Annotated in this window: 24 protein-coding genes; 7 read left to right on the forward strand and 17 right to left on the reverse strand. The window is 51.0% G+C overall.

From position 1 onward, the window contains the following. Positions 1-6: 6 nt before the first annotated feature. Both I6L74_RS20995 and I6L74_RS21000 read right to left on the reverse strand, forming a co-directional pair. On the reverse strand, positions 7-555 hold the full coding sequence (locus tag I6L74_RS20995) for a Csu type fimbrial protein (protein ID WP_059179679.1): 549 nt from the start codon (positions 553-555) through the stop codon (positions 7-9). 14 nt (positions 556-569) lie between these two features. Continuing rightward, a complete protein-coding gene (locus I6L74_RS21000; RefSeq protein WP_059179678.1) occupies positions 570-1,139 on the reverse strand; it encodes a Csu type fimbrial protein in 570 nt (189 codons plus the stop codon). Between the two features lie 437 nt (positions 1,140-1,576). Here I6L74_RS21000 and I6L74_RS21005 point away from each other — a divergent pair, with 437 nt between their 5' ends. After that, the gene (locus I6L74_RS21005; RefSeq protein WP_059179677.1) at positions 1,577-2,836 is read left to right on the forward strand and encodes a dicarboxylate/amino acid:cation symporter; all 1,260 of its coding nucleotides are present in this window, start codon (positions 1,577-1,579) and stop codon (positions 2,834-2,836) included. Positions 2,837-3,558: 722 nt separating this feature from the next. On the opposite strand, the gene cheW is transcribed toward I6L74_RS21005, so the two are convergent. The 6 genes from cheW to flhD form a co-directional block, all read right to left on the reverse strand. Beyond that, positions 3,559-4,062, reverse strand: coding sequence for a chemotaxis protein CheW (gene cheW, locus I6L74_RS21010; RefSeq protein WP_015959467.1), 504 nt, complete (start codon positions 4,060-4,062; stop codon positions 3,559-3,561). A gap of 20 nt (positions 4,063-4,082) precedes the next feature. After that, positions 4,083-6,113: a chemotaxis protein CheA gene (gene cheA, locus I6L74_RS21015; RefSeq protein WP_059179676.1), complete on the reverse strand. Its 2,031-nt coding sequence runs from the start codon at positions 6,111-6,113 to the stop codon at positions 4,083-4,085. Positions 6,114-6,117: 4 nt separating this feature from the next. Then, entirely contained in the window at positions 6,118-7,047 is a 930-nt protein-coding gene (motB, locus tag I6L74_RS21020; protein WP_059179675.1) for a flagellar motor protein MotB, read from the reverse strand. Then, positions 7,044-7,931, reverse strand: a complete 888-nt coding sequence (motA, locus tag I6L74_RS21025) for a flagellar motor stator protein MotA (protein ID WP_015959470.1) — start codon at positions 7,929-7,931, stop codon at positions 7,044-7,046. The genes motB and motA overlap by 4 nt, the downstream gene beginning before the upstream one ends. Before the next feature lie 123 nt (positions 7,932-8,054). After that, on the reverse strand, positions 8,055-8,633 hold the full coding sequence (gene flhC / locus I6L74_RS21030) for a flagellar transcriptional regulator FlhC (protein ID WP_015959471.1): 579 nt from the start codon (positions 8,631-8,633) through the stop codon (positions 8,055-8,057). A gap of 2 nt (positions 8,634-8,635) precedes the next feature. Beyond that, complete coding sequence (gene flhD, locus I6L74_RS21035) at positions 8,636-8,986, reverse strand: flagellar transcriptional regulator FlhD (protein ID WP_041689445.1); 351 nt, start codon at positions 8,984-8,986, stop codon at positions 8,636-8,638. Positions 8,987-9,779: 793 nt separating this feature from the next. On the opposite strand from flhD, the gene uspC reads away from it, so the two are divergent. Beyond that, a complete protein-coding gene (gene uspC / locus I6L74_RS21040) occupies positions 9,780-10,205 on the forward strand; it encodes a universal stress protein UspC (protein WP_059179674.1) in 426 nt (141 codons plus the stop codon). A 21-nt stretch (positions 10,206-10,226) separates the two neighbouring features. Here uspC and otsA read toward each other — a convergent pair whose 3' ends face one another. The 6 genes from otsA to I6L74_RS21070 form a co-directional block, all read right to left on the reverse strand. Continuing rightward, positions 10,227-11,651: an alpha,alpha-trehalose-phosphate synthase gene (gene otsA / locus I6L74_RS21045; RefSeq protein WP_059179673.1), complete on the reverse strand. Its 1,425-nt coding sequence runs from the start codon at positions 11,649-11,651 to the stop codon at positions 10,227-10,229. Next, complete coding sequence (gene otsB / locus I6L74_RS21050; protein WP_059179672.1) at positions 11,626-12,432, reverse strand: trehalose-phosphatase; 807 nt, start codon at positions 12,430-12,432, stop codon at positions 11,626-11,628. Before otsB ends, otsA begins: the two co-directional genes overlap by 26 nt. 175 nt (positions 12,433-12,607) lie before the next feature. Further along, on the reverse strand, positions 12,608-13,588 hold the full coding sequence (gene araH, locus I6L74_RS21055) for an L-arabinose ABC transporter permease AraH (RefSeq protein WP_015959476.1): 981 nt from the start codon (positions 13,586-13,588) through the stop codon (positions 12,608-12,610). Positions 13,589-13,602: 14 nt separating this feature from the next. Next, positions 13,603-15,117 (reverse strand): L-arabinose ABC transporter ATP-binding protein AraG, encoded by a 1,515-nt coding sequence (araG, locus tag I6L74_RS21060; protein WP_059179671.1) that lies wholly within the window; start codon positions 15,115-15,117, stop codon positions 13,603-13,605. A 66-nt stretch (positions 15,118-15,183) separates the two neighbouring features. Continuing rightward, entirely contained in the window at positions 15,184-16,173 is a 990-nt protein-coding gene (gene araF, locus I6L74_RS21065; RefSeq protein ID WP_059179670.1) for an arabinose ABC transporter substrate-binding protein AraF, read from the reverse strand. A 315-nt stretch (positions 16,174-16,488) separates the two neighbouring features. Then, complete coding sequence (locus tag I6L74_RS21070; protein WP_059179669.1) at positions 16,489-17,046, reverse strand: DJ-1 family glyoxalase III; 558 nt, start codon at positions 17,044-17,046, stop codon at positions 16,489-16,491. Between the two features lie 445 nt (positions 17,047-17,491). Between I6L74_RS21070 and I6L74_RS21075 the strand changes: the two genes are divergently transcribed. Together I6L74_RS21075 and I6L74_RS21080 are read left to right on the forward strand one after the other, a co-directional pair. Then, the gene (locus I6L74_RS21075; RefSeq protein ID WP_059179668.1) at positions 17,492-17,995 is read left to right on the forward strand and encodes a non-heme ferritin-like protein; all 504 of its coding nucleotides are present in this window, start codon (positions 17,492-17,494) and stop codon (positions 17,993-17,995) included. A 179-nt stretch (positions 17,996-18,174) separates the two neighbouring features. Next, complete coding sequence (locus I6L74_RS21080) at positions 18,175-19,518, forward strand: anaerobic C4-dicarboxylate transporter (protein WP_059179667.1); 1,344 nt, start codon at positions 18,175-18,177, stop codon at positions 19,516-19,518. An 80-nt stretch (positions 19,519-19,598) separates the two neighbouring features. Here the strand turns inward: I6L74_RS21080 and I6L74_RS21085 are convergent, their stop codons facing one another. Both I6L74_RS21085 and azuC read right to left on the reverse strand, forming a co-directional pair. Then, complete coding sequence (locus I6L74_RS21085; protein ID WP_015959482.1) at positions 19,599-19,850, reverse strand: DUF2766 family protein; 252 nt, start codon at positions 19,848-19,850, stop codon at positions 19,599-19,601. Positions 19,851-19,957: 107 nt separating this feature from the next. Next, positions 19,958-20,041 carry a stress response protein AzuC gene (azuC, locus tag I6L74_RS21090; RefSeq protein ID WP_014832437.1) on the reverse strand — a complete coding sequence of 28 codons (84 nt, stop codon included), beginning with the start codon at positions 20,039-20,041 and terminating at the stop codon, positions 19,958-19,960. A 214-nt stretch (positions 20,042-20,255) separates the two neighbouring features. Here azuC and I6L74_RS21095 point away from each other — a divergent pair, with 214 nt between their 5' ends. Next, entirely contained in the window at positions 20,256-21,674 is a 1,419-nt protein-coding gene (locus I6L74_RS21095; RefSeq protein ID WP_059179666.1) for an MFS transporter, read from the forward strand. A gap of 59 nt (positions 21,675-21,733) precedes the next feature. Here the strand turns inward: I6L74_RS21095 and I6L74_RS21100 are convergent, their stop codons facing one another. Further along, a complete protein-coding gene (locus I6L74_RS21100; protein ID WP_059179665.1) occupies positions 21,734-22,372 on the reverse strand; it encodes an RpiB/LacA/LacB family sugar-phosphate isomerase in 639 nt (212 codons plus the stop codon). 421 nt (positions 22,373-22,793) lie between these two features. On the opposite strand from I6L74_RS21100, the gene I6L74_RS21105 reads away from it, so the two are divergent. Beyond that, positions 22,794-24,797 (forward strand): HD domain-containing phosphohydrolase, encoded by a 2,004-nt coding sequence (locus I6L74_RS21105; RefSeq protein ID WP_243398817.1) that lies wholly within the window; start codon positions 22,794-22,796, stop codon positions 24,795-24,797. Between the two features lie 104 nt (positions 24,798-24,901). Then, entirely contained in the window at positions 24,902-25,240 is a 339-nt protein-coding gene (gene yecR, locus I6L74_RS21110) for a YecR family lipoprotein (protein ID WP_059179663.1), read from the forward strand. Positions 25,241-25,260: the final 20 nt, after the last annotated feature.

Here is a 25,260-nt window from a genome sequence, read left to right on the forward strand (position 1 = left end):
CCTGTTTCACCAGGACAGCGTCACGGTGAGTTGATCTGAATAAGTACCTGCGGGACTGAATCCCGTCAAAAGCGCCACACCAAAGAGCGGCAGCGCAATATTGTTGCTGTTGGTATAAGTCACCGGAACGGCCTGATTGAGACCTATTTCACTGTTGGCCGCCAGCGAACTGCTGCTGTAAAGCCGATATGCCACCACGTCAGTTCCGCCGGCACGCTGCATTCGACGTACTGACGCGTAATGCTGCCCACCATCAATGCTCATACTCAGCGAAACACCCGGCGTACAGGCAATAGATAACGATCCGTTGGGTACAAAACTGGTGCTCACCTGACCGGTCGCCACGCCTGAGCGCGTGCCAAAATTCAGCGCTCCCAGTACCCCACCGGTTCCCGCCGTCACCGAGCATCCCGGCGTGATGGTCGCGGCGACCTGGAACGACTGCGTAGTGACCGCTTGCACGGAAGTTGCGCTAAGCAGGCATAGCGCCAGGGCAAAAAAAGCATGCAGTTTTCCCTCTGCACGTTGTCGCAGATCAGGAATCACTTCTGTCATTTCCAGCGCTTGAGCTAGTAGGTCACGCTGACGTTGATGGTATCGGTATACGTGCCCGGTACGACGGTCACACTGTTGCCGCCCCCCGTAATTCGTCCATACAGGGTGTAGCTGTCGATGCCCCCTGCCGTTGATGCCACAGGAATAGGCGCGTTGTTCGCGATAATATTATTGAATCCGCTGTCGCTGAAGAGGCTGTAAGCCACGCCCTGAGCGGTATTGGCGGTATTCACAAGATACCGCGCCGGTGTGCCAGGCGTGCCGACCACCGTGCCCGGTGCCGTAGAGTTGGTATTACCCGTGATCGCGACCGTATAACTGGCGGTGGTGCATTGAATCGTAAAGGTATTCCCACCGCTGGCGCCGGTGAGCTGGGTCGTTAGGGTTGAAAATGTGGCGGGATGTGTTCCGAAGTCCAGACTCCCGAAATTAATGCCGTTTTGTGTCGGTGAGCCATTGATCAGGCAACCATTGGTCAATGTTAACGTTGCACCAATGGTCCCGCTGCTGGTCACTGCCCCGGCATTCTGTGCCGCCATGGCCAATAATCCACCTGTACATATCAGAAGGAGTTTACTTTTCATTTACTGCCCTCCAGAAAATGCAACCTTCGCTTTTCATATTTTATTGATAACACTCAATCTGTTAGCACCGCTTAACATTCCTGATGAGCAGCTAGTGTGAATTTAGTTTACGGATGAGGGTTCAACCACCTACCTGTTTTCATCTACGACCATTGCCTGATTTACGGTTTATTTCACGACAAAACAAAGTGTTACATTTATCCCGAGCGCGTTAATCACTGCTAACATGAAGATATATTCATTATTCTGTGACATACATCACAATATATCGATCTCACAAGGACAACTAAAATAATAAATTTTAAAAAATAGTTGTATGCATGTTCGCTTTACTTCAATTTATGTGATGAATATTTAGATGCGCTGAAATTAAAAAATTATATGACTCAGCGTGCGGTAAACACTTCACTTCATTGCATAACAGAGGGTCTTTTTTCGTGGCAAGTGCAAACAAACTCACGCTCTTCATCGTGATTTTCATGCTGGCGGGTATTCTTTCAGGGGCAGCAATTCACGAGTACGCATCGGCCAGCGCCATCGCGGCCTGGGCTGATAACATCACGCTCCTCACCGATGTTTTTCTCCGTCTTATTAAAATGGTTATTGCTCCGCTGGTGTTCAGCACCCTGACGGTGGGGATCATGCGACTCGGCGAAACCTCAACCATTGGGCGCGTTGGCGGTAAAGCGATGGTGTGGTTTATCAGCTCCTCCGTGCTCTCCATTCTGGTGGGATTGTTCATTGTTACGCTCGAACAACCGGGCAGCGGCCTGAACCTGGCGATCCCCGTCGAATCTGTCGACACGGGGCTGGCCGTCAGCGGGATGTCGCTGAAAGCGTTCCTGTCGCACACCATCCCCACCAGCATTGCCGGGGCGATGGCCAATAACGAAATCCTGCAAATTGTTGTGTTTTCAATGTTCTTCGGGATTGGCGGCGCGTCCCTGGGCGACAAATTCAACGCCCCGCTCGTTGCCGCGCTCGATGTGGTTTCCCATATCATGCTGAAGGTGACGGGCTATGTGATGTACGTTGCGCCGCTGGCTATTTTCGCGGCCATTTCATCGGTCATCGCGACACAGGGTCTGGGGATTCTGCTGAACTACGCGTCGTTTATCGGCGGATATTATGTTGCCATTATGCTCACCTGCCTGGTGCTGCTGGCGGTGGGATATATGGTGCTGAAGAAAGAGGTTTTCCGCCTGGTCAGCATGCTGAAAGATCCTGTGCTGGTGGCGTTTACCACCAGCAGCTCTGAGGCGGCTTACCCAAAAACGCTGGAACAGCTCACGCGCTTCGGCTGCTCGCGCAATATCGTCTCGTTTGTTCTGCCGATCGGATATTCTTTTAATCTGGTGGGCTCAATGGTGTATTGCTCATTTGCATCGATGTTTATCGCTCAGGCGTACAATATTCAGCTGAGTTTCGCTGAAGTGACCGTGCTGATGCTAACCCTGATGCTGGCGTCAAAAGGTATTGCCGGCGTGCCACGCTCTGCGCTGGTGGTGTTAGCCGCCACCATTCCCAGTTTCCATATTCCGGTTGCCGGGATTTTACTGCTGATGGGCATCGATCACTTCCTGGATATGGGACGTTCGGCGATTAATGTGCTGGGGAATGGGATTGCGACTGCGATGCTGGCGCAGAATGAGGGGTTGCTGGAGGAGGAGCCAGAGCTTATTGAGCAGGAAGCGTAATCTTTCCATGACTTTCGTGGAATCGTTCCGTTCATTTCATGTGAAGTGAATGGTTCAACATAGAAACTCATGAACGGGATAAGGGGCCACCACGGCCCCCTTATCAATCCCCGTGGCCCCGCGAGGAATCGGTGCTTCGCACTACGCTCACCTCCCGACCTACTGCCCGCGGTCGGCTTAACTCGACATCCTGTCTCGCATCGCCTCTGGCCGCCATCCCTGGCGTCCAGCCCTTGTCATACGGTCTACGTTTCGCCGATTTCAGCGGGGACACAACCCCGAGCCCCATTCAGGCTCCGGTAAAGTCTGGAAAGGAATTAAGTCCAGCGATTAACTTACGAGCAGCCGTTCACTGATTTCATTGATACGCCCTTTCCCATTCACACAATGAAGAAGGCGGAGGAGATGATGGTCCGGCAGAAAATCGCCGAAACGTTTGCGACTGGCCGGGGCCACCCGCGGGGATGCGGGTGGAGGATGCGAGTCACAGGGATGTGACCACGCATCCGACCCGAAAGCCAGACGCAATAAGTCGAGGGAACCACGAAGCGGCGATTTTCATCGCCGGGCGCCGGGATTGTTAAGGGGGCGGCGAAAGCCCCCTTAACACGTTCACCGCAGCAGACGAGACAGATAGCAGACTGGCTATAGTGAACGGAACAATTCCACCACACCCTCACATGACAAGCAAAACAGGCATGAAGAGCTGATGGCACTAAACATTATGCTACGTGATTCGCTGCGATATCCAGCAAGGCCATCTCATCGCTGTTCAACAGCTTCTCGATGTTCACCAGAATCAACATACGGTCACCGAGTGCACCCAGGCCAGTCAGGTATTCTGTCGACAGCGTGACGGCAAATTCAGGTGCCGGGCGAATCTGGTCTGCGGCCAGGGACAGCACATCAGAAACACCGTCAACCACAATGCCCACCACGCGCTGACCCAGGTTCAGGACGATCACCACGGTATTCTCGTTGTACTCCACGTCGCCCTGGCTGAACTTCACGCGCAGATCGACGATAGGGACAATGACGCCACGCAGGTTTGTCACACCTTTGATAAACGCAGGGGTGTTGGCAATGCGAGTCACCTGATCGTAGCCGCGAATCTCCTGCACTTTAAGAATATCGATGCCGTACTCTTCATCGCCTAAAGTGAAAACCAGAAATTCTTGCCCTGATGGCTCGCCTGCCAGTTTCGTTACATTACTCATACCGGTCATGTTTTTACCTTCTTTACTAATCAGGCGGCTGTGTACGCCACACGTTGTTCACGATTTAATCCCTGAAGCGCCGACACATCGACGATCAGTGCGACGCTGCCATCGCCAAGGATGGTGGCAGCTGAAATTCCCGGCACTTTGCGGTAGTTGCTTTCGAGGTTTTTCACCACGACCTGGTGCTGACCAATTAACTGATCGACCAGCAGCGCATAGCGACGGCCTGCACTTTGCAGAATCACCACGATGCCCTGAGTGGCTTCGGTTTTCGCGCCGTCAACCTCAAACACTTTCCACAGTTCCACCAGCGGCAGATATTCGCCACGCACTTCCAGTACGCGCTCACCACCGGCCAGCGGATGCAAATCTTCATCACTCGGCTGCAAGGATTCCATGACCGCGTTCAGCGGCAGGATAAAGACTTCACCGGCCACTTTCACCGACATTCCGTCGAGGATAGCCAGCGTCAGCGGCAGCAGAATACGAATCGTCGTGCCAGAACCTTGTTTGGATTTGATTTCAACGTGACCACCCATTTCCTGGATGTTACGTTTCACCACGTCCATACCCACACCACGGCCCGATACGTCAGTGACCTGCTCGGCAGTCGAGAAGCCAGGCGCGAAGATCAGCATGCCCACTTCTTCATCGGTCATGTTTTCGTTAACGGCCATCCCCTGCGACATGGCTTTCGCGAGGATACGTTCACGATTCAGACCCGCACCGTCATCAATCACTTCGATGCAAATGTTGCCGCCCTGATGTTCAGCAGACAGCGTCAGGTTACCGACCGGGGATTTACCCGCAGCAATACGGTTTTCTGGTGATTCGATACCGTGGTCAAGGCTGTTACGCACGAGGTGCGTTAACGGATCGATAATGCGTTCAATCAGGCTCTTATCCAGCTCAGTAGAGCTCCCGATTTGCGTCAGGTCGATTTGCTTACCCAGCTTGCTGGCCAGATCGCGAACCAGACGCGGGAAGCGGCTGAACACATATTCCATCGGCATCATACGGATGGACATCACCGATTCCTGCAAATCGCGGGCGTTACGTTGTAACTGCCCCATACTGGTAATCAAATCACCATGCGTCACCGGGTCCAGTTCGTTGGAACGCTGTGCCAGCATGGATTGGGTGATCACCAGTTCACCGACCAGGTTGATCAGCTGATCGACCTTTTCTACCGCGACGCGGATGCTGGTCGATTCACTTGTGCGGGCTGCCGGTTTTTCACGCTCAGCGCGATTTGGCGCCGCTGCATCATTTGGCACCGCTTTCAGAGCCGTCGTAGGGGCCACAACCGCAGGTGCTGTGAATTCAGGTTCAGCGTCGATTTCAGCAGGCGCTTCAACGGCGGCAGATTCCATTTCGAAAGCAATTTGATCGGCTTCGATAACGAAGCAGAGAACCGCCACGATATCATCCTGACCGATACCGCCGTCGATGGTGGCCGCCAGGCTGTCTTTGCCTTTTACCACATTGCTCAGCGTCGCCAGATTACCCAGCTCGTCTTCGAGCAAATTGACTTCGCTTTCTTTCAGTCGAGAGAGCACGACGCGGAGTTTATCTTCCGCGACAGGGGCTGCCGCGTCGTCTGACGCCAGCGCATCCACAACGCTTAATTTTGCTGCGCTAACGGCTGGCGTTGCCGCCTGGCCTTTTGCTTCCAATGCTAACTGACGCAGCGCGTTGCAGATATATTCAAAGCTGGCAGCGTCCGGCTCTGTGGAGCTTTTATAGGCATCAAGCTGTTCCTGCATAATATCTTTGGTTTCCAAAAACAGGTTAATAATGTCGGTGTTGAGCTGCATCTCACCGCGACGAGCCTCATCCAGCAGGTTTTCCATTAAATGGGTAGTTTCCTGCAAAATGGTAAAACCAAAGGTTCCGGCGCCACCTTTAATAGAATGTGCCGCACGGAATATGGCATTCAGCTGTTCTGAATCCGGGGCCTCAGGCACCAAATTCAGGAGATGCTGCTCCATATCAGCCAACAACTCGTCGGCTTCATCAAAAAACGTCTGGTAAAAATCGCTAATATCCATGCTCACGCTATCACCTCGGATTGGCTTGTGGCGATGTTGGAACGGCAGCCGAAGGAACTGCCCCTGGCTGTTTTAAATCGTCCAGTGACTCATTCTGGCTATCGGCGTTTTCGTGCAGAATGCTCTGCTCCGCCTGCTGATTGAGTACCAAAAGACTAATACGACGGTTGACGGCATCTTCCGGCCCGCGGTCGGTCACACGCATACTGGATGACATGCCGACGACGCGCAGAACTTTGCCTTCATCAAGCCCACCTGCCACCAGCTCGCGACGCGAGGCGTTGGCACGATCGGCTGAGAGTTCCCAGTTGCTGTATCCCTTTTCACCGTTGGCATACGGGAAATCATCCGTATGGCCAGAAAGACTGATGTGATTAGGAATACCGTTCAGCACAGGCGCAATACCGCGCAAAATATCGCGCATGTAATATTCGACTTCCGCGCTACCTGTTTTGAACATTGGGCGGTTCTGGCTATCAATAATCTGGATGCGTAACCCTTCCTGCACCAGATCGATTTTCAGATGTGGACGCAGCGCGCGCAGTTTCGGGTCGGCCTCGATCAACTGGTCAAGGTCGCCACGTAATTTTTTGAGGCGCGCTTGTTCCATACGCTTTTTCAGCTCATCAATATTCGGTTCTTTTTTGACTTCACCCTTCTGTTGGGTGAAGTCATCACCACCGCCAGGAATGGGGCTGTCGCTGTTAGAGACTCGCGGCCCACCCGTAATGGCTGTCGCCAGCGGGGTTCTGAAATATTCCGCAATCTGTATCAGCTCCTTGGGGCTTGAGATCGACACCAGCCACATCACAAGGAAAAACGCCATCATCGCGGTCATAAAGTCCGCATACGCGATTTTCCACGAGCCATGGGAACCGTGCCCGTGACCTTTGTGTTTGCGCTTTTTTACTATGACGATGGGATGGGACTGATTTTTCATGCGTCCTCAGTGGTCGTCTGTTGGTTTGGGTTTTTCACCGCACGTACGTGTTCTTCCAGCTCGATAAACGAAGGACGCTCGCTGGAGTAAAGGGTTTTACGCCCAAATTCCACCGCGATTGGCGGTGCGTAGCCGTTCAGGTTCGACAGCAACGTGATTTTCACGCACTGCATCATCTTCGTTGTTTCTGCGCTCTTCTGACGTAACACACTCGACAGTGGAGAGATAAAACCATACGCCAGAAGAATACCGACGAACGTACCCACCATCGCGTGGGCAATCAATGCACCCAACTCCGCCGCCGGACGGTCTGCTGACGCCAGCGCGTGAACCACACCCATGACCGCCGCAACGATACCGAATGCCGGTAAGGAGTCGCCGACCATGGCCAGCGCAGCGGCCGGCACTTCGGATTCGCTCTCGTGGGTTTCGATCTCTTCGTCCATCAGCGCTTCGATTTCGAAGGTATTCATGTTGCCGCTGATGATGAGACGTAAGTAGTCGACAATGAAATCCAGCATCATCGCATCAGCGAGAATACGTGGATAGCTGGCGAAAATTTCGCTCTCTTTCGGGTTCTCGATATCCCTTTCCAGCGAGAACATGCCCTGCTGACGCGACTTCGCCATCAGGCGATAGAGCAGCGCGAGCAGATCCATGTACATGCTTTTGGTGTATTTCGAACGACGAAAAAGTAATGGGAGCGCCTTAAGCGTGCCCTTAATGGATTTACCGTTGTTGCCAACGATGAATGCACCTATGCCTGCGCCGCCGATAATAATCAGCTCAGCGGGTTGATAGAGTGCTCCAAGGTGTCCGCCGGTCATCATGTAACCGCCGAAAACTGTACCGAGAACTACCAGGTAACCTAATACGATAAGCACGACATCATCCTTCAGCTAGTGACTATGGCAAGATGCGCAGTTCGAATGATTGACCGGAATGCGGGGTAAAAAAAAGCAGCGGTAATTTCTTACCGCTGCTGGAATCTTGCCCCTACGTTCGGGTTAAACAGCTTGTTCGATCTGTTCATCCAGCAGTTGTGGATTACTATCGGCAGATTGCGGGGAAAGTTTACGTCTTTTTACCGCACGTGATGGCGGCTGGCATAAACTGCAGGCAAAGCTACCTACAGGCTGATGAGCGTGGGTAATAAAGTTGCCGTCACAGCAGTTACAGCGCGACAATTGCAACAGGCCGCTTTCAACAAAGCGCACCAAAGTCCAGGCTCGGGTCAGCGCAAGCAACGGGCCTTCTTCAGGCTGCGGACATTGCTCAAGATAAAGTTTGTACGCTTTGATAACAGCGTCTACGCCAGTGCATAAACCCGTTTTAAGAAGATATTGCCAGGCATTGCAAAACATCGATGCATGGATGTTTTGCTCCCAGGTCATAAACCAATCGGTTGAAAATGGCAGCATGCCTTTTGGCGGCGGGCTGCCACGTAATTCTTTATACAACTTGATAAGACGACCGCGACTCAATTGAGTTTCGCTTTCCAGCATTTGCAAGCGGGCACCCAGCGTGATCAGTTCCATTGCCAACTGAATGTCGCGTGCTTCCTGAACAATGCTTTTTTCGCTCATCGTTAAGCCCTTTTCTTCCGGGCCACTTCGTCAGTCTGGCTGACTTCAGTGAGGAGACGCGTTGAAAGCAGAATACCGGTATGGATCTGTTGCAGATCGTCAACACGAGAATCTTGGGTCAGACGCGTAATGGTCTGGTGACTGTCGAAACGGAACTGGCAAACCAGTTGATTAGTTTCCGCCAGTTTAACCATCTGCGGAAGCGTTAAACCGCCCAATGTTGTCGCCATTTCTTCACTAATACCAAGGCGGAACATCGCGGAAGGTTTGTCTTGACTAATCAAACGTTGTGCAAGTAATAAGTATGACAAATTGATGTCATAGACATGTTTCAACATTTCGGATGTGTGCATTTTTCCCATCCACAATAACCAACTATAATTTTTATGCGGATAAACCGCATCCCGTGATGTCGCCGGGAAAACCCCGGTAAAAAAATAAAGAAAAGGCTAAATGCATAGTTGTATTAAGGGTCGTGCTGAGTAAAACGCTCAGTGCTGTAATCGTTACATTCTGATAACACGCTTTATCAATTCTTACAAATAACTAAGATTTTTCCTAATTGCGGCAACTCTACTCGTCAGGTTTGAGACATACAATCCAGCCCTACCAAGAATTTAAAAAAAGTGTGATCTAGATCACAAAATTTAGCCAGAAAAATCTGCAAACCCATCAGTATGACTTGTTGATTGAACAAAAAGCGTTCAAATGCGACTCCTTTCTATTCTCACTGAACGAATAGTCATGCATAAGTATTAACAATATGAACACAAATTTACGATTGGGGTTTCGAGACAGCCCTAAAGTGCCTCACGCTCATTTCTACCATAGAAACAATTTCATTATTTATTTTAAAAACAACGTGTTAGTTATTGATGAATGTTAAATAATCGCGAATAGTTATCATATCAAACCGGTTGATAACCGGTTACAACCATTCAATAGTACATGATTAATTTTGTTGGATTTACGTTAAGTTCCTCATTTATCGTAGCAACCTGCGTTATGCCACTATTCGTTTTATAAGAATAATTAATGAATAATTATGATAAGCGTCACACGAGTGTCGTATTGCCCACTTGCGAACTCAGTAGAATAGCGGTAATGGTGTTGGATATCGTGGGCTTATAGTATAAGGAGTGCGTAATGAGTTACTCCCACATTCTCGTCTCTGTTGCGGTCTCACCCGAAAGCCATCTCCTCGTCGCACGCGCCGTTTCCATAGCACGCCCCCTCGACGCTCGCGTCAGTTTTATCACCCTCGCCGCTGAGCCGGAAATGTACAATCAGCTGGCCGCACCGATGCTGGAAAACATACGTGGACTTTTGCAGGAAGAGACGCAGCAATTTCTTCAGGAGTTGGAAGATAGAGCCCATTACCCTGTCGAGCGTACCTATATTGCGACGGGTGAGCTGAATGAACATATTCTGGATATTTGCCGCAAACAGCGCATCGATCTGGTGATATGTGGGAATCATAACCACAGCTTTTTCTCACGCGCGGCGTGCTCTGCAAAAGCGATTGTCAGTTCAAGCCAGGTGGATGTGCTGCTGGTTCCCCTCGGCAATTGATTTGCCGAGGGGGTATATCTATCAGGCGAGTTTAGGGAAGGTTGCAATCTTTTTTTGCAGATTGCTCTCCACGCTACGGGGAGTTGTACGCTTGAGATCGCGAATAAACGTCTCCTGCCAGTGGTTAATATCATTTTCGCGGATGACTTTCATCATCTCCGCATGCCGGGAAATGCGTTCCGTTAACGGCATTTTGAGCGCGCGATCCAACGCATTCGCCACATCATCACTGTCGTATGGATTGACGAGCAGCGCGGAGGTGAGTTCATTGGCCGCCCCAGCAAACTGCGACAGAACCAGCACGCCTGGGTCTTTAGGATCTTGCGCAGCCACATACTCTTTTGCGACAAGATTCATCCCATCACGCAGCGGCGTCACCAGACCAACCTCAGCGTAGCGGAACACCTTCATCAGGACTTTACGCTCGAAGTGTTGATTCAGATAATAGAGCGGTGTCCAGCCCAACTGGCCATAACGTCCGTTAATACGTCCGGCTTCAGTTTCGAGTTGGTGACGAATATCCTGATAGGCCTGGACTTCACCACGCGACGTTGGCGCGATCTGCGTATAACGAATCTTACCGTGATGCTGAGGATACTTCTCCAGCAGCCTCTCGTAAGCCTGAAAGCGCTCGGGCAACCCTTTTGAATAATCCAGTCGCTCGACAGAGAAAATGTTTTTAACGTTCTTCAGCTCATTTTTCAGCTGAGCCAGTTTAGGTGGCAGCGGCCCGGAGGCATCAGCGGCAATTTCGTCTGGCTCAATCCCGATGGGATAGACTTCTGTATCAAAGGTTTTCCCCCATGCCTGATGGGATTTTCCATGATGGGTGGTCAGTCGCGTTTTACCCGCGACGCTCTCGAGGAACGCCTGACGGTCATTCTCCGTCTGGAAGCCCAGCAGGTCATAGTCGCACAATCCTTCCAGCAGCTCTTCATGCGGTGGAATGGCGGTAAAAATTTCCGGCGTCGGGAACGGTATATGCAGGAAGAAACCGATGCGATTGTTCACCCCCCGTTTTCTCAGCTCGCTGGCAAACGGAAGCAAGTGATAATCGTGGATCCACAAAATATCGTCTTCTTCGATCAATGGCAGCAGTTTGTCCGCTAACAGCGCATTGACGCGCGTGTAGCCCTCCCAGGAGTCTCGCTGGAATTTGACCAGATCCAGGCGATAGTGAAACGCAGGCCACAGCACCGCGTTTGAGAACTGGGAGTAATACTCCTCATGATCTTGTTCACTGAGATTAAACGACGCCCACGTGATATTACCGCGCGTGACTTTCTGTAAAGGCTTATCTTCGTTACCGACTTCTCCACTCCAGCCAAACCAGAGTCCACCCGCTGTTTTTAAGGCACCCAAAATCCCTACCGCCAGACCCCCGGCGCTGGATTTTTTATCATCCGGTGGCGCAATACGGTTAGAGACTACGACTAAGCGACCCATAATGTTTTCTCCTGTTGTGATGCGCTATTTTTTCTTCTTGTTGCTGGTTAGCGATTTCAGCGATCCACTGCCAGACGCTGGCAACATTCGCCAGTCGCCATTTCGCACAGGTTTCACCCTGCCCGACTTTTACCGATATCCCGTTTTCCTGATTCACGACGCTAAAACCGCTTTCATCGGTCAGGTCGTCACCGACAAAGACAGGTGTTCTCCCTTTAAACGGCATCTCGGCCATAAACGCCTTCAGCGCCTCGCCTTTATTGATTCCCCTTGGCTTAATCTCAACAACGCATTTGCCTGGCTGAATCGCCAGCTGAGCGTTAGCCTCAACGACAGACGCCGCAAGCTGGGTTATCGCCTGCTCATGCTCTGGTGCACCGCGATAGTGCAGTGCAAAGGCCATGCCTTTCGCTTCCAGTTCCGTCCCCGGAAAATGGGAAAGCGCCGATGTGAGTTTCGCATGCAGTGACTTCACGAGCGGCTCGGGGAGAGAAACGATATGCGATTGATCATGGATGTCGCGGCGCTCCGCTCCGTGCACACCGGCAAGCGGAAAGCGGTAAGGCCGGGCAAGTTCATCGAGTTCGGCCATTGAGCGCCCTGATATCAATGCCAGAGCCCCCTGATTCAATTCTGATAGCTGATTCAACATCCGGAGAATATCGGCAGGTAAAACCACCTCGTCAGGATGCGGTTTGATCTCGGCCAGCGTCCCGTCGAGGTCGAAAAAGAATGCGTACTCTCCGGTCAGCACAGGCGGTATGGTTAACGTGTCTGCCACCCTTGTCCTCCTTACAGTTAGCGAGATGTCGAAACGGTTAGCATCTCAGTAGCCATGTAAGTATAGACAGTGTGACGGGGCTCGCCATTTCGCAAACCGCCTACCAGCAAAGCTGGCAAGCGGTTGGGGGGGACGACTAGACTTAAAAGTTGGGTCGCTGGGAGGGGAAAAGTGCTTAAACGGTGCGTTTCGCTTTTTGCTTGTAACGGTCGAAAATCACCGCCGCCAGTAGGATCAGGCCGCGTACCACGTACTGAGAGAACGGGGAGATGTTCAGCAGGTTCATGGCGTTCTCAACCGTGCCGAGGATCAGGATACCCGCCACCACATATGAGATTTTTCCGATGCCGCCTTTAAGCGATACGCCGCCTAAAACGCAGGCAGAGATGACAATCAGCTCATAACCAATCGACGTCATCGGCTGTCCACTGGTCATTCGCGAAGCCAAAATAATCCCCGCCGCTGCCGACACCAGTCCTGAAAGCACAAAGATAATAATCTTCGTACGCACAACCGGAACACCTGCCAGACGTGCCGCTTCTTCATTGCCACCAATCGCCAGGGTGTTGCGCCCAAAAGTGGTTCTGTTCAGCAAGAAACCGAAAATGATCAGACAGCCCACCGTCAGCCAGATTGGCGCAGGCAGACCCAGCCAGTTGGCATAGCCCAGCGCAAAAAAGCGCTCGTCTTCAATACCCACCGCTTTACCGTCAGAAATGATGTACGCCAGACCGCGCACAATCTGCATGGTAGCGAGGGTGGTAATCAGGGCGTTGATTTTTAAACGCGCGATCACGAAGCCGTTCACCAGCCCGCTGAGCATACCCAGCAACAGACCCGCAAAAACGCCAATCCACAGGCTTTCCGTCATGTTGATGACCACTGCCGTTGTCACGCCGGCACAGGCAATCACCGAGGCGACAGACAGATCGAAATCACCGGAGGCCAGACAGAAAAGCATGCCGCAGGCGACCATGCCAGACATGGAAATCGCCAGCCCGAGGCCTTTCATATTGATGAAGCTGGCGAAGTTAGGCACAAAAATCGCACAGCCGATAAACAGGACGGCAAACACCACCAGCATTCCGTATTGATCCCAGATGCGACCAAGACTGAAAGCCGACTTCTGCGTTTGCGATGTAGTAACAGAGGACATCATTAACTCCTTACTCAGGCGACAGCCTGGCTGACTTTAGGCATGGCGAGGCTCAACGCCTGTTGTTCATTCGCCTGTTCATGGTGTAACTCGCCGGCAATATCGCCTTCACGCATCACGATGATGCGGTCTGCAACGCCAAGCACTTCGGGAAGATCGCTGGACGCAAACAGCACCGCCACGCCGCGTTTTGCCAGTTCATAGATGACGTTATAGATCTCGTGTTTGGCCCCAACGTCGATGCCGCGGGTCGGTTCATCGAGCAAAATGACCTTCATCTCTTCTGATAGCCAGCGCCCGAGAATCGCCTTCTGCTGGTTGCCGCCGGAGAGGTTCATGATCAACTGTTCAGCACCCGGGGTTTTAATATTCAGCGAACGAATATGGTGATCCGCATTGCTGGATTCCCAGCCGTCATTAATCAGGCAGCCCGCACGGATAAACTTACGCCGCGCTGAAATATTAATGTTGTCGCGAACCGAGTGAACCGGAATGATCCCGTCGGCTTTGCGGTCTTCCGGACACAGCATCATGCCCGCGCGAATGGCGTGCGCCGGTTTTTGGATATTCACCGGCTGGCCGTCAATGTAGACCTGGCCTTCCGTGATGCGCGTCCCGCCAAACAGCCCTTTCATTAATTCACTGCGTCCAGCGCCCACCAGACCGAACAGGCCGACGATTTCGCCGCTGCGCACCGTCAGGCTGATTGGCGTGCGTACGCCAGGCGCTTTTACATTCTCAAGACGCAAACGCTCTGCGCCGTACTGCCTTGGTTGCCAGTGATAGATATCCCCCAGCTCGCGTCCGACCATCGCCTGCACCAGCTGATCATGATTAACCTGCTGCATGTCGGTGAAGGTCCGCACATAGCGACCATCCTTGAAGACGGTAATGGCATCGCTCAGGGCAAAGATCTCTTCCATACGGTGTGAGACATATAAAATGATGCGTCCTTCTTTGCGCAATTCACGAATAACGCGGAACAGGTTTTCGATTTCACGCGCGGAGAGTGAACTTGTCGGCTCATCGAAGGCGATAATTTTCGCGTTTCTCGCCAGCGCCTTGGCAATCTCCACCATCTGCCATTGACCGATAGACAGGTATTTCAATGGGATTTGCGGATCAATATCCAGGCCCAGATGTTTTAGCTGCAGCCCGGCTTCATAATTGAGTAAAGAGCGATTAACGAAACCGCCTTTATGCGGGAGTTGTCCCAGATAGATGTTTTCCGCTACCGTCATCTCAGGGACCAGATGCAGTTCCTGATAGATAATAGCGACCCCGGCATTCAGCGCAGCGGTGGTATCCGCAAACGCCATCTCTTCACCACGAATGGCGATGGTTCCGGTCGTCGGGGAATAGTTTCCGCTGAGGATTTTTAACAGCGTGGATTTTCCCGCGCCATTCTCCCCCATCAGGGCATGAACCTGACCCGGATAGCAGTCAAAGCTGATATCGGTCAGCGCATTAACACCGGGAAACGTTTTACCGATGCCGCGGAAAGAGAGATACGGGTCAGACTGTTGCATAACGTCTCCGTGATTCCAGTAGTGTACGGCTGGCCCCTCATGAATGAGGGGCGCAATCACAACGAATTACTTACCGCCCAGTCCTTTTTTGGCGAGTTCCTCTTTGAAGTTGTCACGGGTGATCAGCACAACGTCAGTGACCTCCGTAAACTTCGGTGGCTCAGCGTCTTTGGTCACCCAGTTGTAGAGCATTTCGCTGGATTTGTAGCCGTGGACATCCGGGCTTGGCAGCAGGGAGCCATAGAAACCGGTCGCCTGTGCTTTCGACAGCTCACTTACCGCATCAACGCCGTTAATGCCCACACCAATCACATCTGGGGCTTTAAAGCCCTGCCCTTCCGTTGCACGCACGCCGCCCAGCACGGTGTTGTCGTTCATGCCCAGCACCAGCCAGTGTTTCACTTCAGGATGCTGAACCAGCATGGAGTTAGCGGCATCAAATGCGCCTGGGATATCGTTCGATTTCGTCGGCACTTTATAGATTTGCGCTTCCGGGAAGCCTGCTGCTTTAAGCGCATCCATGGAGCCGGTTGTGCGGCGGCGAGCGGTGTCCAGCTCATCGGCCGTAATCGCCATCACAGCGGTTTCTTTCACGTTCCAACCGCGTTTCTGCATCTCTTTATAGAGTTCCTGACCCTGACGCTCCCCGATTTTGGTGGCCGCCATCATCACCAGTGGAACGGTATCCATCGGTTTGCCTTTTGCGGTAACGAACTGATCGTCAACCGCAATGACCTTCATCCCGTAACCCTTCGCTTTAGCGACAATAGCCGAGCCAAGTTTTGGGTCCGGCGTACAAATCACGAAACCTTTCGCGCCGCTGGCCGCGAGGCTATCAATCGCATTTAACGTTTTTTCACCATCGGGAACGGCGATTTTAATGACTTCAAAACCCAGATCTTTCCCGGCTTTATCCGCGAATTTCCACTCGGTCTGGAACCAGGGTTCTTCTGGTTGTTTAACCAAAAAACCGAGTTTTAAATTCTCTGCCATAGCGGATTGTGACATAACGGCAGCCAGACCGATGGCCGCGAGCGTTTTAGTAAATTTGTGCATGGTTATCTCCAGCTTTAGCGTTCTTTTATGTAGGGAACATTTACGTACTTTTTATTTAATCGGACTTAAAACAAGGCATTAGAGAAAACCTGTTATAAGTGATAGTGCTGGAGATAGTTTTAGCGGGAAATTAATCATCCATAAGAGAGCGCCATCACACCGCAGAATTACAGTAATTGCGTGCATAGATTCAGCGAGAAATGACATAAAAATGACGGGGTTTGTCGGACAAATCAGAAGGGGTTAAGCAAGATTATCCATAAGGTCAGCTAAGAAGTCCCTGTAAGCCGAACGCCATAGCGTCCGGCTCAGAATTTACCAGGCGTAGTAAATGTGATCGGCGTGATCGCGAACCGGCGTTTCATCACCCAATAAACGTGCCGAGAGCGTCAGGGCAAAATCAAACGCATGTCCAAGACCTTTTCCGCTCAGAAGGTTTTGATCTTCAACGACAGGGGCATCGACATATTCACCGTCGGTCACGGATTGCCATAAATCGCCAGAGCAGACATAGCGCCGCCCCTTAAGCAGGCCATTCGCGCCTAATACCCGCGCCGCTGCAGAGCAAATAGGGCATATTAATTTGCCGACTTCATCATGCATGGATATAAAACGGATAACGTCCCGACTGGCAGCCAGATTCACACTGCCCTGTGGCCCGCCGGGCAGTACCACGGCATCGTACAGGGTATCCATCCGCTCCCGCAACGTGCTGTCTGCCACCATAGGAATATCGTGGTAACTCACCACCGCTCGCGACTCTGCGCAGGCCAGCATTTCAACATCGATGTGCATACGTCGCAGAATATCAATGGTGATAATGGCTTCTGCTTCTTCAAATCCTGGTGCTAATAACACTGCGACTTTCGCCATGGAGCCTCCATCTTCAATATAATTTAAAACACCGTTTCATCTTCATGGAAAGCGCACAATCAAAAATGTGCCTGGATCACACTTTTTAGTATTTTATATAAAATGATCCACCTCAAAATATGCCGCTTCTCAAAAATAAACATGTCACGATATTTATGACATCAAAACAAATAAACAACCTAACCCTCTGTAATACATTAAAAATATAATAAACATGACATTTCATTCCCTGATAACTATAAGTCGAGATAATTCATAACAGGTGAAGGAATAATAAAAAATGTCATTGTTCGTAAATCTAATCCATTAAGCATTTTCTTAGGGCGGTGATGACGCTATGCTGATTTGAGTCAGTAAAGAAAGTGAACAGTCGATCACATTCAGGACATGCTGAACAGCTCTATTCTCGTATCAATGATCGGGTTCCAGAAATAAGGATATTATTATGACGACGCCAGGAATGATTCAGAAACTCAACGCCCAGATGAATCTTGAATTCAACACCTCCAATCTGTATCTCCATTTAAGCGACTGGTGTACCGAACACAGTCTCAACGGTACAGCCACTTTCCTGCGCGCCCAGGCGCAAAGCAACATCACACAAATGATGCGTGTTTTCGACTTTATGAAAAGTGCCGGGGGTAATCCCGTGGTTAAAGCCATGAATATGACCGATGGCTCTTATTCTTCGCTGGAAGAGCTGTTCCAAAAAACGCTCGACGATTATGAAACACGTTTGACCACGCTGAACAAACTCGCTGACGAAGCAGAATTCCTTCAGGACAGCGCTACGCTCGATTTTTTACAGGATATGGAAAAAGACCAGCAGCACGACGGTGTATTGCTGAAAACCATTCTTGATGAAGTGCGTAGCGCGAAATGTGCAGGGCTTTGTGTTGAGCAAACCGATCAACATTTACTGAATTTGGTGAATTGCCAGCGTCATTAATCGTGCAGTCTACAGATGAGGTCTGTGGTCGTACGGTCCGCAGACCCTTCTCTGGTTGTTAATCATTCGTTATCAACTCTTTGCTTTTATTGAAATTTAACAAATCCGATCTGGCTCCCAACCAATACCCTCACAAAATGAAATGATTTAGGAAATTTCATTATTGACGAGGGAGCTTCATGATCACCATCGAGTTTATAGTCATCATTCTTTGCCTGCTGGTTGGAACACGTTTTGGCGGAATGGGGCTTGGGCTGATAAGCGGCATCGGCCTTTTCATTTTAACCTTTATCTTTGGATTGCAACCCGGTAAGCCGCCTGTTGACGTGATGCTCACGATTCTGGCGGTGATTGGCTGCGCGGCGACGTTACAAACGGCTGGCGGACTGAACGTGATGATGCAGTTTGCAGAACGACTGCTGAGGCGACATCCGCAGCACATTACCCTCCTCGCCCCCTTCACCACCTGGACGCTCACTTTCCTGTGCGGAACGGGACACGTGGTTTACACCATGTTTCCAATTATCGCTGATATCGCGCTTAAAAAAGGGATTCGTCCGGAACGTCCTATGGCAGTGGCATCTATCGCGTCACAGATGGCAATTACCGCCTCGCCGGTTTCCGTTGCCGTGGTATCGCTGGTCTCCATTATCGGTGCCCAGCATGGCGTTGGGCAGGCATGGGGAATTCTCGAGATCCTGGCCATTTCCGTTCCCGCTTCACTTTTCGGGGTGCTGATCGCGGCACTCTGGAGCCTGCGTCGCGGAAAGGATCTGGCGGATGACGTGGAGTTTCAGGAAAAGATAAAAGATCCGAAACAGCGCGAGTTTATCTTCGGCAGTACTGAAACATTAATGAATCAACGATTTCCTAAAGAGTCTTACTGGTCCACGTGGATTTTCTTTGCCGGGATAGCCGTCGTTGTTCTGCTGGGTGCACTTCCAGACTTACGTCCCGCTTTTGAAATTAAAGGGAAAATGACCGCATTATCGATGAATCTGGTGATTCAAATGATGATGCTGATTGCCGGGGCCGTCATGCTGATAGTGTGTAAGGTTAATGCCTCGGCCATATCAAACGGTGCGGTGTTTAAAGCCGGTATGGTGGCGATTTTCTCGGTATTCGGCGTTGCCTGGATGAGTGATACGTTTTTCCAGGCCCATCTCGATGAGCTGAAAATGGCGTTGGAAGGGGTGGTGAAAAGCCATCCATGGACCTACGCTATCGTGCTGTTTTTAGTTTCAAAGCTGGTGAACAGCCAGGCTGCCGCGTTGACTGCGGTCGCGCCGATGGGATTGATGTTAGGCATTGAACCCAAAATGCTGATTGCCTTCTTCCCGGCATCGTACGGCTACTTTGTCCTCCCGACTTACCCAAGCGATTTAGCCTGTATCGGCTTTGATCGGTCCGGAACCACGCGCATCGGTAAATTTATCATCAACCACAGCTTTATTTTACCGGGGCTGATTGGCGTAAGCTGCGCCTGTGCGGCGAGCTATCTGCTGGTACAAACCTTCTTTTAATCTGCCAAAAGGGCGACGTTTCTCGTCGCCCTCTGCGTTTTTTGTCAAAAATATTTCTAATTTCAAAACATCGGTTTATTTTAGTGCGACTCACCCTGCGGTGTGAATTTGAGTTCGATTAACGCGATGGCTTTTTGGATTGCGCGAAGCGTAACCGGATCCGCTGCAGCAGGATGGCTAGTGAAATCGATGTTTTTCAGTTGGGTGGACATTTTTTCGCGCACTTCGATAGGCGCAATAATGTCTAACACATCAAGGATTTGTTTGATTACCAACTGGCACGCGACGACGTCAGATACCAGTTCCTGATCGGCGCTCAGATTTTGAGACATAGGCTGCTCCTTTAATAAAGAGCGCCATAGTAGCAAAACGTCAGCCCTTTCATCTTCCCTCTCGTCGACCGCGGACATAAAAAAACCTGCCGAAGCAGGTTTTTTCATCAGAACATTGCGCCTGGCGGAACGTCTTTAAACGTATTGCAGTAGTTGGCCCACATGCTTTTCAGGATTTTGCGCAGTTTCATGGTGATGCTCCAGTAATTTGTTATGCAGGTGTAATTCTTTATCCGCATATAATATGATCAATATCACAAAAATCAATAATTGCGTGATACACATCACAGTTAACAAACCAACAATGCTGCCGGATTGTTAATAAAAGCACCGACAAATCCGTGAGTTAGCGCCTGATAAGTTCCAGTAAATTTTTATAAATTTTTTTGATACGACAGGGTAAAGATGACAGAAAATATCAACGTGAAGGAGAGCCGCGGGATATCTCCAGCGGCACTTTTAGTCGCCGGTGCGTTCTTTATGGAGTTTCTCGATGGAACCGTGATTGCGACCGCCCTTCCGGATATGGCCAGGAGTTTTGGCGTTGAGGCGGTAGAGTTAAACATCGGCATCAGCGCTTACCTCATCACGCTGGCGGTACTGATCCCCGCCAGCGGCTGGATTGCCGATCGCTTCGGTGCCAGGAAGGTGTTTGCAGTTGCACTGGCCATCTTTACGCTGGCATCGGTATTTTGCGGGTTATCCACAACAGTCGATCAGTTCGTCACCATGCGCATATTGCAAGGAATGGGTGGTGCGCTGATGGTGCCTGTGGGTCGGCTCGCCGTCTTGCGAACAACGCCTAAACATCTGCTCATCACAGCCATCGCCACGTTAACCTGGCCCGCGTTGGTTGCGCCGATAATCGGGCCACCGCTCGGCGGATTTATTACGAGCTACGCCGACTGGCGCTGGATCTTCTTTATTAATGTTCCGCTTGGGATCATCGCGATTATCCTGGCGCTGCGTATTATCCCGGATTTGCATGAAGATGCCCGCCGTCCGTTCGACTTGCCGGGATTCATAGCAACGACCATCGCCATGGTAAGCCTGGTGTACGCGATGGAATCAATGGGGGCTCAGCAGACCGATACCGCTGTGACATTCGCGCTTTTGGCTGTCGGATGCGTAACGTTGTTCTACGCTTTGCGTCATTTTCAACGCGCCAAATGGCCGATGATCCGCCTCGACGCCATGCAGGTCCCCACCTTTCGCGTGACAATGTACGGCGGTTCCCTGTTTCGCGCTTCTATTAGCGCAGTTCCCTTCCTGCTGCCGCTCATGTTTCAGGTCGGTTTTGGCATGGATGCGTTTCACTCTGGCCTGCTGGTGCTGGCCGTTTTCGTGGGGAACCTGACCATCAAACCTGCGACAACGCCGCTCATCCGTCGTCTGGGTTTTCGGAAATTATTACTGATTAATGGCGCGTTAAATGTCCTGTCGCTGTTGGCGTGCGCGCTTATCACGCCGCAAACGCCTGTCTGGCTTATTTTGTTAATCTTGTATTTAGGCGGGGTTTTCCGTTCCATTCAGTTTACCGCCGTCAGCACGCTGGCCTTTTCTGATGTGCCTTCCGCGCAGATGAGCTACGCCAACACCCTGTTTTCGACGGCCACACAGCTCGCCGTCGGGCTGGGCATTACGTTGGGTGCGATTGGGATTCGTATTGGTGAGAAAATGAGCGATGCGTTAGGTATGGCTGCGATACCCGGTCTGAGCTTCCGACTGGCCTTTGTCGCTATCGCCATAATCTGCCTGATCGGAATGTTTGATACGCTAAGCCTGGCCAAAGATGCAGGCAGCGCGGTATCGAAAAAACGATAATAAAAAAGCCAGCGCGATGCTGGCTTTTCGTCTTAGCGGTCTTGCGACTTATCGTAAGATTAGCCGACGATACCGCGAACAAAGGCTTCAATCTCTTTGTCCTGGCAGTTTTCAAAGAAGCACTGCTGGAAGCGCTGGCCTGACACGGCGGTTTTCACCAGTTCCGGGTCGATTGCGCGCAGTGTATCCAGATAGTTGTCCTTCACAACGGCGGCTTTAACCTGATTCAGGATACCGGCATTACGGACCTGTGGCTCTTTACGCTCCGGTGGATAACCTTCGCCTTTACGGCCAGTGAATGCTTTTTCAAAGATAAAGCGCACGTTCAGTTCCGCGCCCCAACCAAAGCCTTTGGCAAACGGCAGCGCCAGTGCGTTACCGTTGTTGATCTGGGCAAACAGGAAGGCATCAGCCGGATCGATACAGTAGCCGCAGTTCACGCCAGGATGGATGTTCAGGGACATCAACGCGCCCTGGCCGGTGCCGCAGCCGGTCACGACGAAGTCAACAGCCTTAGAATTGATCAGGATGCTGGCCATGATGCCCAGGTGGATGTACGTCAGGTGATGGTCGTTCTCATCACTCATCCCCACGTTAAACACCGGGAAGCCTTTTTCGTCGGCTACGCCTTTCAATTCATTAAGAATAATGGCGTTTTTCCCCGCCTGGCTGTTTTCCATCATCAGTGCAATTTTCATTCTTCATCTCCTGAATGCGATGCGGGTTGTCCCGCCACAGATAGCTCGTCCACTCAACTCTACTATCTGGCAAACATACTTTCAAATTAACTGAAAAAATGTTTTAAAAAATTAAGGTGACTTCACACATTTCTGTTTTGAGGGTGCAAATTTGTGCGTGCTCATAAAGTGACGAAATTTGTACTCGCGAATCCGTCGGTTAGCTAGACTGCATTTTAAAGACCATAAAATCCTTTGGGGAACACCTGTGAATATGCGCCGCCGGAAGCCTCGCATCGCATTGCTAATCGGGATAATTATCCTTTATGGACTGTTCTGGGCAAGAATAACGTTTGCACAACCCTCCCCTCAATCAAACCCTGTTCCCGTCTGGATTTATGATGCCGACAGTTTTGAATACTGGCGCACTCCCCAGGGCGAAATGCAGGGTTTCTATCCCGAACTTATCCGCGCGATTAACCTTAAATATGACACACATCTGGAACTCAAGCCGATAGGTGGACCTGAAATCGGACAGCGTTTTAATACCGACAGCTACGGAGTGTATGCAGGCGTTCTGCGAACGGAGTCGAGGGCGCGCACCAAAATCCTCTCATCACAGCTCTTTATCAATGAAGTGGTGGCTGCCAGCCCATCGATGTGGGTGAATACTGCAGAAGAGCTGGCTAACGCTCGCGTTCTGTTTCGCCAGAATGATGCCACGCTTGAGAGCGTACAAAAGCGTTATCCGGATCTGACGTTTCGCTCAATTCATCTGGTCGCCACCAGCGAAGAAGCCTTCCGCTTACTGAGCGAGCGTAAAGCCGACTTCTACATCAATGACGCCAGTGAGATGGAAAACACCCAGCGCTACTACCTGCTCTCCCATCCTTTTCCTGAACTGCGTATCCCCGTGGTGCTAGCGTTCAGCCCGGAGCTGCGCGATTTACGTGAAAAGGTAAATACCTTTATTGGTGAGTGGTACCGCAGCGGGGCGTTACGCCAGGCGCTGGAGGAGAGTAAGCGACAATACCTTCTCAGTCGTATTGTTATTTCAAATGATGAAAAAGCCTGGCTTGCCAATAATCATCTGGAAATCTGGTTACCTAAAAATGAAAACTTTGCGCCGATAATCTGGAAAGACAACCGTGGTTACCAGGGAACCGCGATCAATATGATTAATGACATGCGCGAATTACTCGGCATGGAAGTCGATGTTCATTTTATTGATAATTATGCCGAAACGCTGGACAAACAGCGCTGGCCTGTTCGCCTTGTTGATGTCGCCGAAAGCAGCAATACCGAGCATGCAGCAGGTCGAATTGGGCCGGACATTGCCTGGCATAACGTCTATTACAATCGAATCAAACAGCCATTTTTGTGGGATGAGGAAAGTATTCGCAGCCAGCGTGTCGGCGTGCTGGAGGGGTCATTCTCCGCCCGCTATTTACAGGAACGATTCGGTAACGACGTCGTTATCGTGACCCAACACAGCCTTAACGGCCTGATCGATGCCATCGAAAACAACAAAATTGACTATATTCTGGGCGATTTAAGTTCGCTGGAGTCGACGCTTCGCGGCAATGAGTTGTTCCGAGGCGTGCTAAAAGTGGCTGGCATCACGCGATCTGAGTTTATTGTTGGCCCCCGGGTTCAGCCCGATCACCCTCTCTTTCAACTGCTCACTCAGATTCACCGTCTCTCTAGCTTCCGTACGCAACTGGAGCGCCAGGAAGAACCTGATTTCTTTCCTGATTTAACCAAAAACACGCTGAAAATAGTCAGCGTCATTTTGCTTGTGACGGCGCTGTTTAGCCTGTTTATGCTGATAATGATGCGCCGCCATATAAAAGAGAATCGGTTAATCAATCGCAATATTGTGCAGGCGCTGGAAAAGGTCAACCGCGCGCACGATGACGAGACAGGAAGCCATATCCAGCGCGTCGCGAAATACTGCGCAATGATGGCTCGCGAGCTGAAATTGTCCCGCAAAATGATCGCAGACATTGAGCATTTTGCTTCGTTGCATGATGTCGGGAAAATCGCCGTCCCCGACCGCATTTTGCGCAAGCAGGGGCCGCTAACGCCTCAAGAATTCAGCGAAATGAAACTGCATACGACGAAAGGCTATATGATCATTCAGGGCCTGGCGCTGGGTCCGGTCGCGGAAAATATTATTCACTTCCATCACGAAAAATGGGACGGCAGCGGCTATCCCGAGGGGCTTCGCGGCGAGAATATTCCGCTAGAAGCACGCATCCTGGCGTTGGCGGATGTGTACGACGCATTACGGCAAAAACGCGTGTACAAACCCGCATTTACTCACGAACAGGCGTGCGAGGTGATCTTTGATGGCGCTGGACGCCACTTCGATCCGCAACTCATTGCGTTATTCCGCAAACACCATCTCAAGTTTCGCACGATATTTGACAGTCTGGCGGATTGAGCACCGCCGTCGCAAAGAGAAAGAGCGGATTGGCTGGCTATTCCACGCATTGCGCGCCGGATCAGACGGTAGGATAGAGTGTTTTCAATGACTCAGAGCGAAATATGAAGAGATTATTCCTTGCAGGCGCGCTTCTGTTGCTCGCGGGTTGTAATGTGACCCGCCAGGCTGAAGTGAACAGCGTGGACAGCACCAGCGGCGTTGTCAGGCTCAATATGGGTCAGGCAATACTGCAAAATAGCCATTATGATAATTACGTGACTAACGGTACGGCGACACGTGAATGCCAGGCAATGGGTTACGCGACCGCTTCAGCTTATGGCCAGCCGATAAAAACCTGCACTGTTGTCAGCGGTTCGCTGTGCCTGAATGAAAGCGTGACGATCCAATACAAGTGCCAGGGTTTCGCGATTAATCCCTCGGCAAAGCAAACCTACTATTAATACCTACTATTAATAATAGT

Origin of the sequence: Lelliottia amnigena, assembly GCF_019047465.1 — a bacterium.
In the GTDB taxonomy this organism is placed as follows: Bacteria; Pseudomonadota; Gammaproteobacteria; order Enterobacterales; family Enterobacteriaceae; genus Enterobacter; species Enterobacter amnigenus.

What these genes read in the sequence shown, in the direction of transcription:
- I6L74_RS20995 (WP_059179679.1), bottom strand. Translation starts at nt 555, where the DNA reads ATGACAGAAGTGATTCCTGATCTGCGACAACGTGCAGAGGGAAAACTG.
- I6L74_RS21000 (WP_059179678.1), bottom strand. Translation starts at nt 1,139, where the DNA reads ATGAAAAGTAAACTCCTTCTGATATGTACAGGTGGATTATTGGCCATG.
- cheW (WP_015959467.1), bottom strand. Translation starts at nt 4,062, where the DNA reads ATGACCGGTATGAGTAATGTAACGAAACTGGCAGGCGAGCCATCAGGG.
- motB (WP_059179675.1), bottom strand. Translation starts at nt 7,047, where the DNA reads ATGAAAAATCAGTCCCATCCCATCGTCATAGTAAAAAAGCGCAAACAC.
- flhC (WP_015959471.1), bottom strand. Translation starts at nt 8,633, where the DNA reads ATGAGCGAAAAAAGCATTGTTCAGGAAGCACGCGACATTCAGTTGGCA.
- flhD (WP_041689445.1), bottom strand. Translation starts at nt 8,986, where the DNA reads ATGCACACATCCGAAATGTTGAAACATGTCTATGACATCAATTTGTCA.
- uspC (WP_059179674.1), top strand. Translation starts at nt 9,780, where the DNA reads ATGAGTTACTCCCACATTCTCGTCTCTGTTGCGGTCTCACCCGAAAGC.
- otsA (WP_059179673.1), bottom strand. Translation starts at nt 11,651, where the DNA reads ATGGGTCGCTTAGTCGTAGTCTCTAACCGTATTGCGCCACCGGATGAT.
- araH (WP_015959476.1), bottom strand. Translation starts at nt 13,588, where the DNA reads ATGTCCTCTGTTACTACATCGCAAACGCAGAAGTCGGCTTTCAGTCTT.
- araG (WP_059179671.1), bottom strand. Translation starts at nt 15,117, where the DNA reads ATGCAACAGTCTGACCCGTATCTCTCTTTCCGCGGCATCGGTAAAACG.
- araF (WP_059179670.1), bottom strand. Translation starts at nt 16,173, where the DNA reads ATGCACAAATTTACTAAAACGCTCGCGGCCATCGGTCTGGCTGCCGTT.
- I6L74_RS21070 (WP_059179669.1), bottom strand. Translation starts at nt 17,046, where the DNA reads ATGGCGAAAGTCGCAGTGTTATTAGCACCAGGATTTGAAGAAGCAGAA.
- I6L74_RS21075 (WP_059179668.1), top strand. Translation starts at nt 17,492, where the DNA reads ATGACGACGCCAGGAATGATTCAGAAACTCAACGCCCAGATGAATCTT.
- I6L74_RS21080 (WP_059179667.1), top strand. Translation starts at nt 18,175, where the DNA reads ATGATCACCATCGAGTTTATAGTCATCATTCTTTGCCTGCTGGTTGGA.
- I6L74_RS21085 (WP_015959482.1), bottom strand. Translation starts at nt 19,850, where the DNA reads ATGTCTCAAAATCTGAGCGCCGATCAGGAACTGGTATCTGACGTCGTC.
- azuC (WP_014832437.1), bottom strand. Translation starts at nt 20,041, where the DNA reads ATGAAACTGCGCAAAATCCTGAAAAGCATGTGGGCCAACTACTGCAAT.
- I6L74_RS21095 (WP_059179666.1), top strand. Translation starts at nt 20,256, where the DNA reads ATGACAGAAAATATCAACGTGAAGGAGAGCCGCGGGATATCTCCAGCG.
- I6L74_RS21100 (WP_059179665.1), bottom strand. Translation starts at nt 22,372, where the DNA reads ATGAAAATTGCACTGATGATGGAAAACAGCCAGGCGGGGAAAAACGCC.
- I6L74_RS21105 (WP_243398817.1), top strand. Translation starts at nt 22,794, where the DNA reads ATGCAGGGTTTCTATCCCGAACTTATCCGCGCGATTAACCTTAAATAT.
- yecR (WP_059179663.1), top strand. Translation starts at nt 24,902, where the DNA reads ATGAAGAGATTATTCCTTGCAGGCGCGCTTCTGTTGCTCGCGGGTTGT.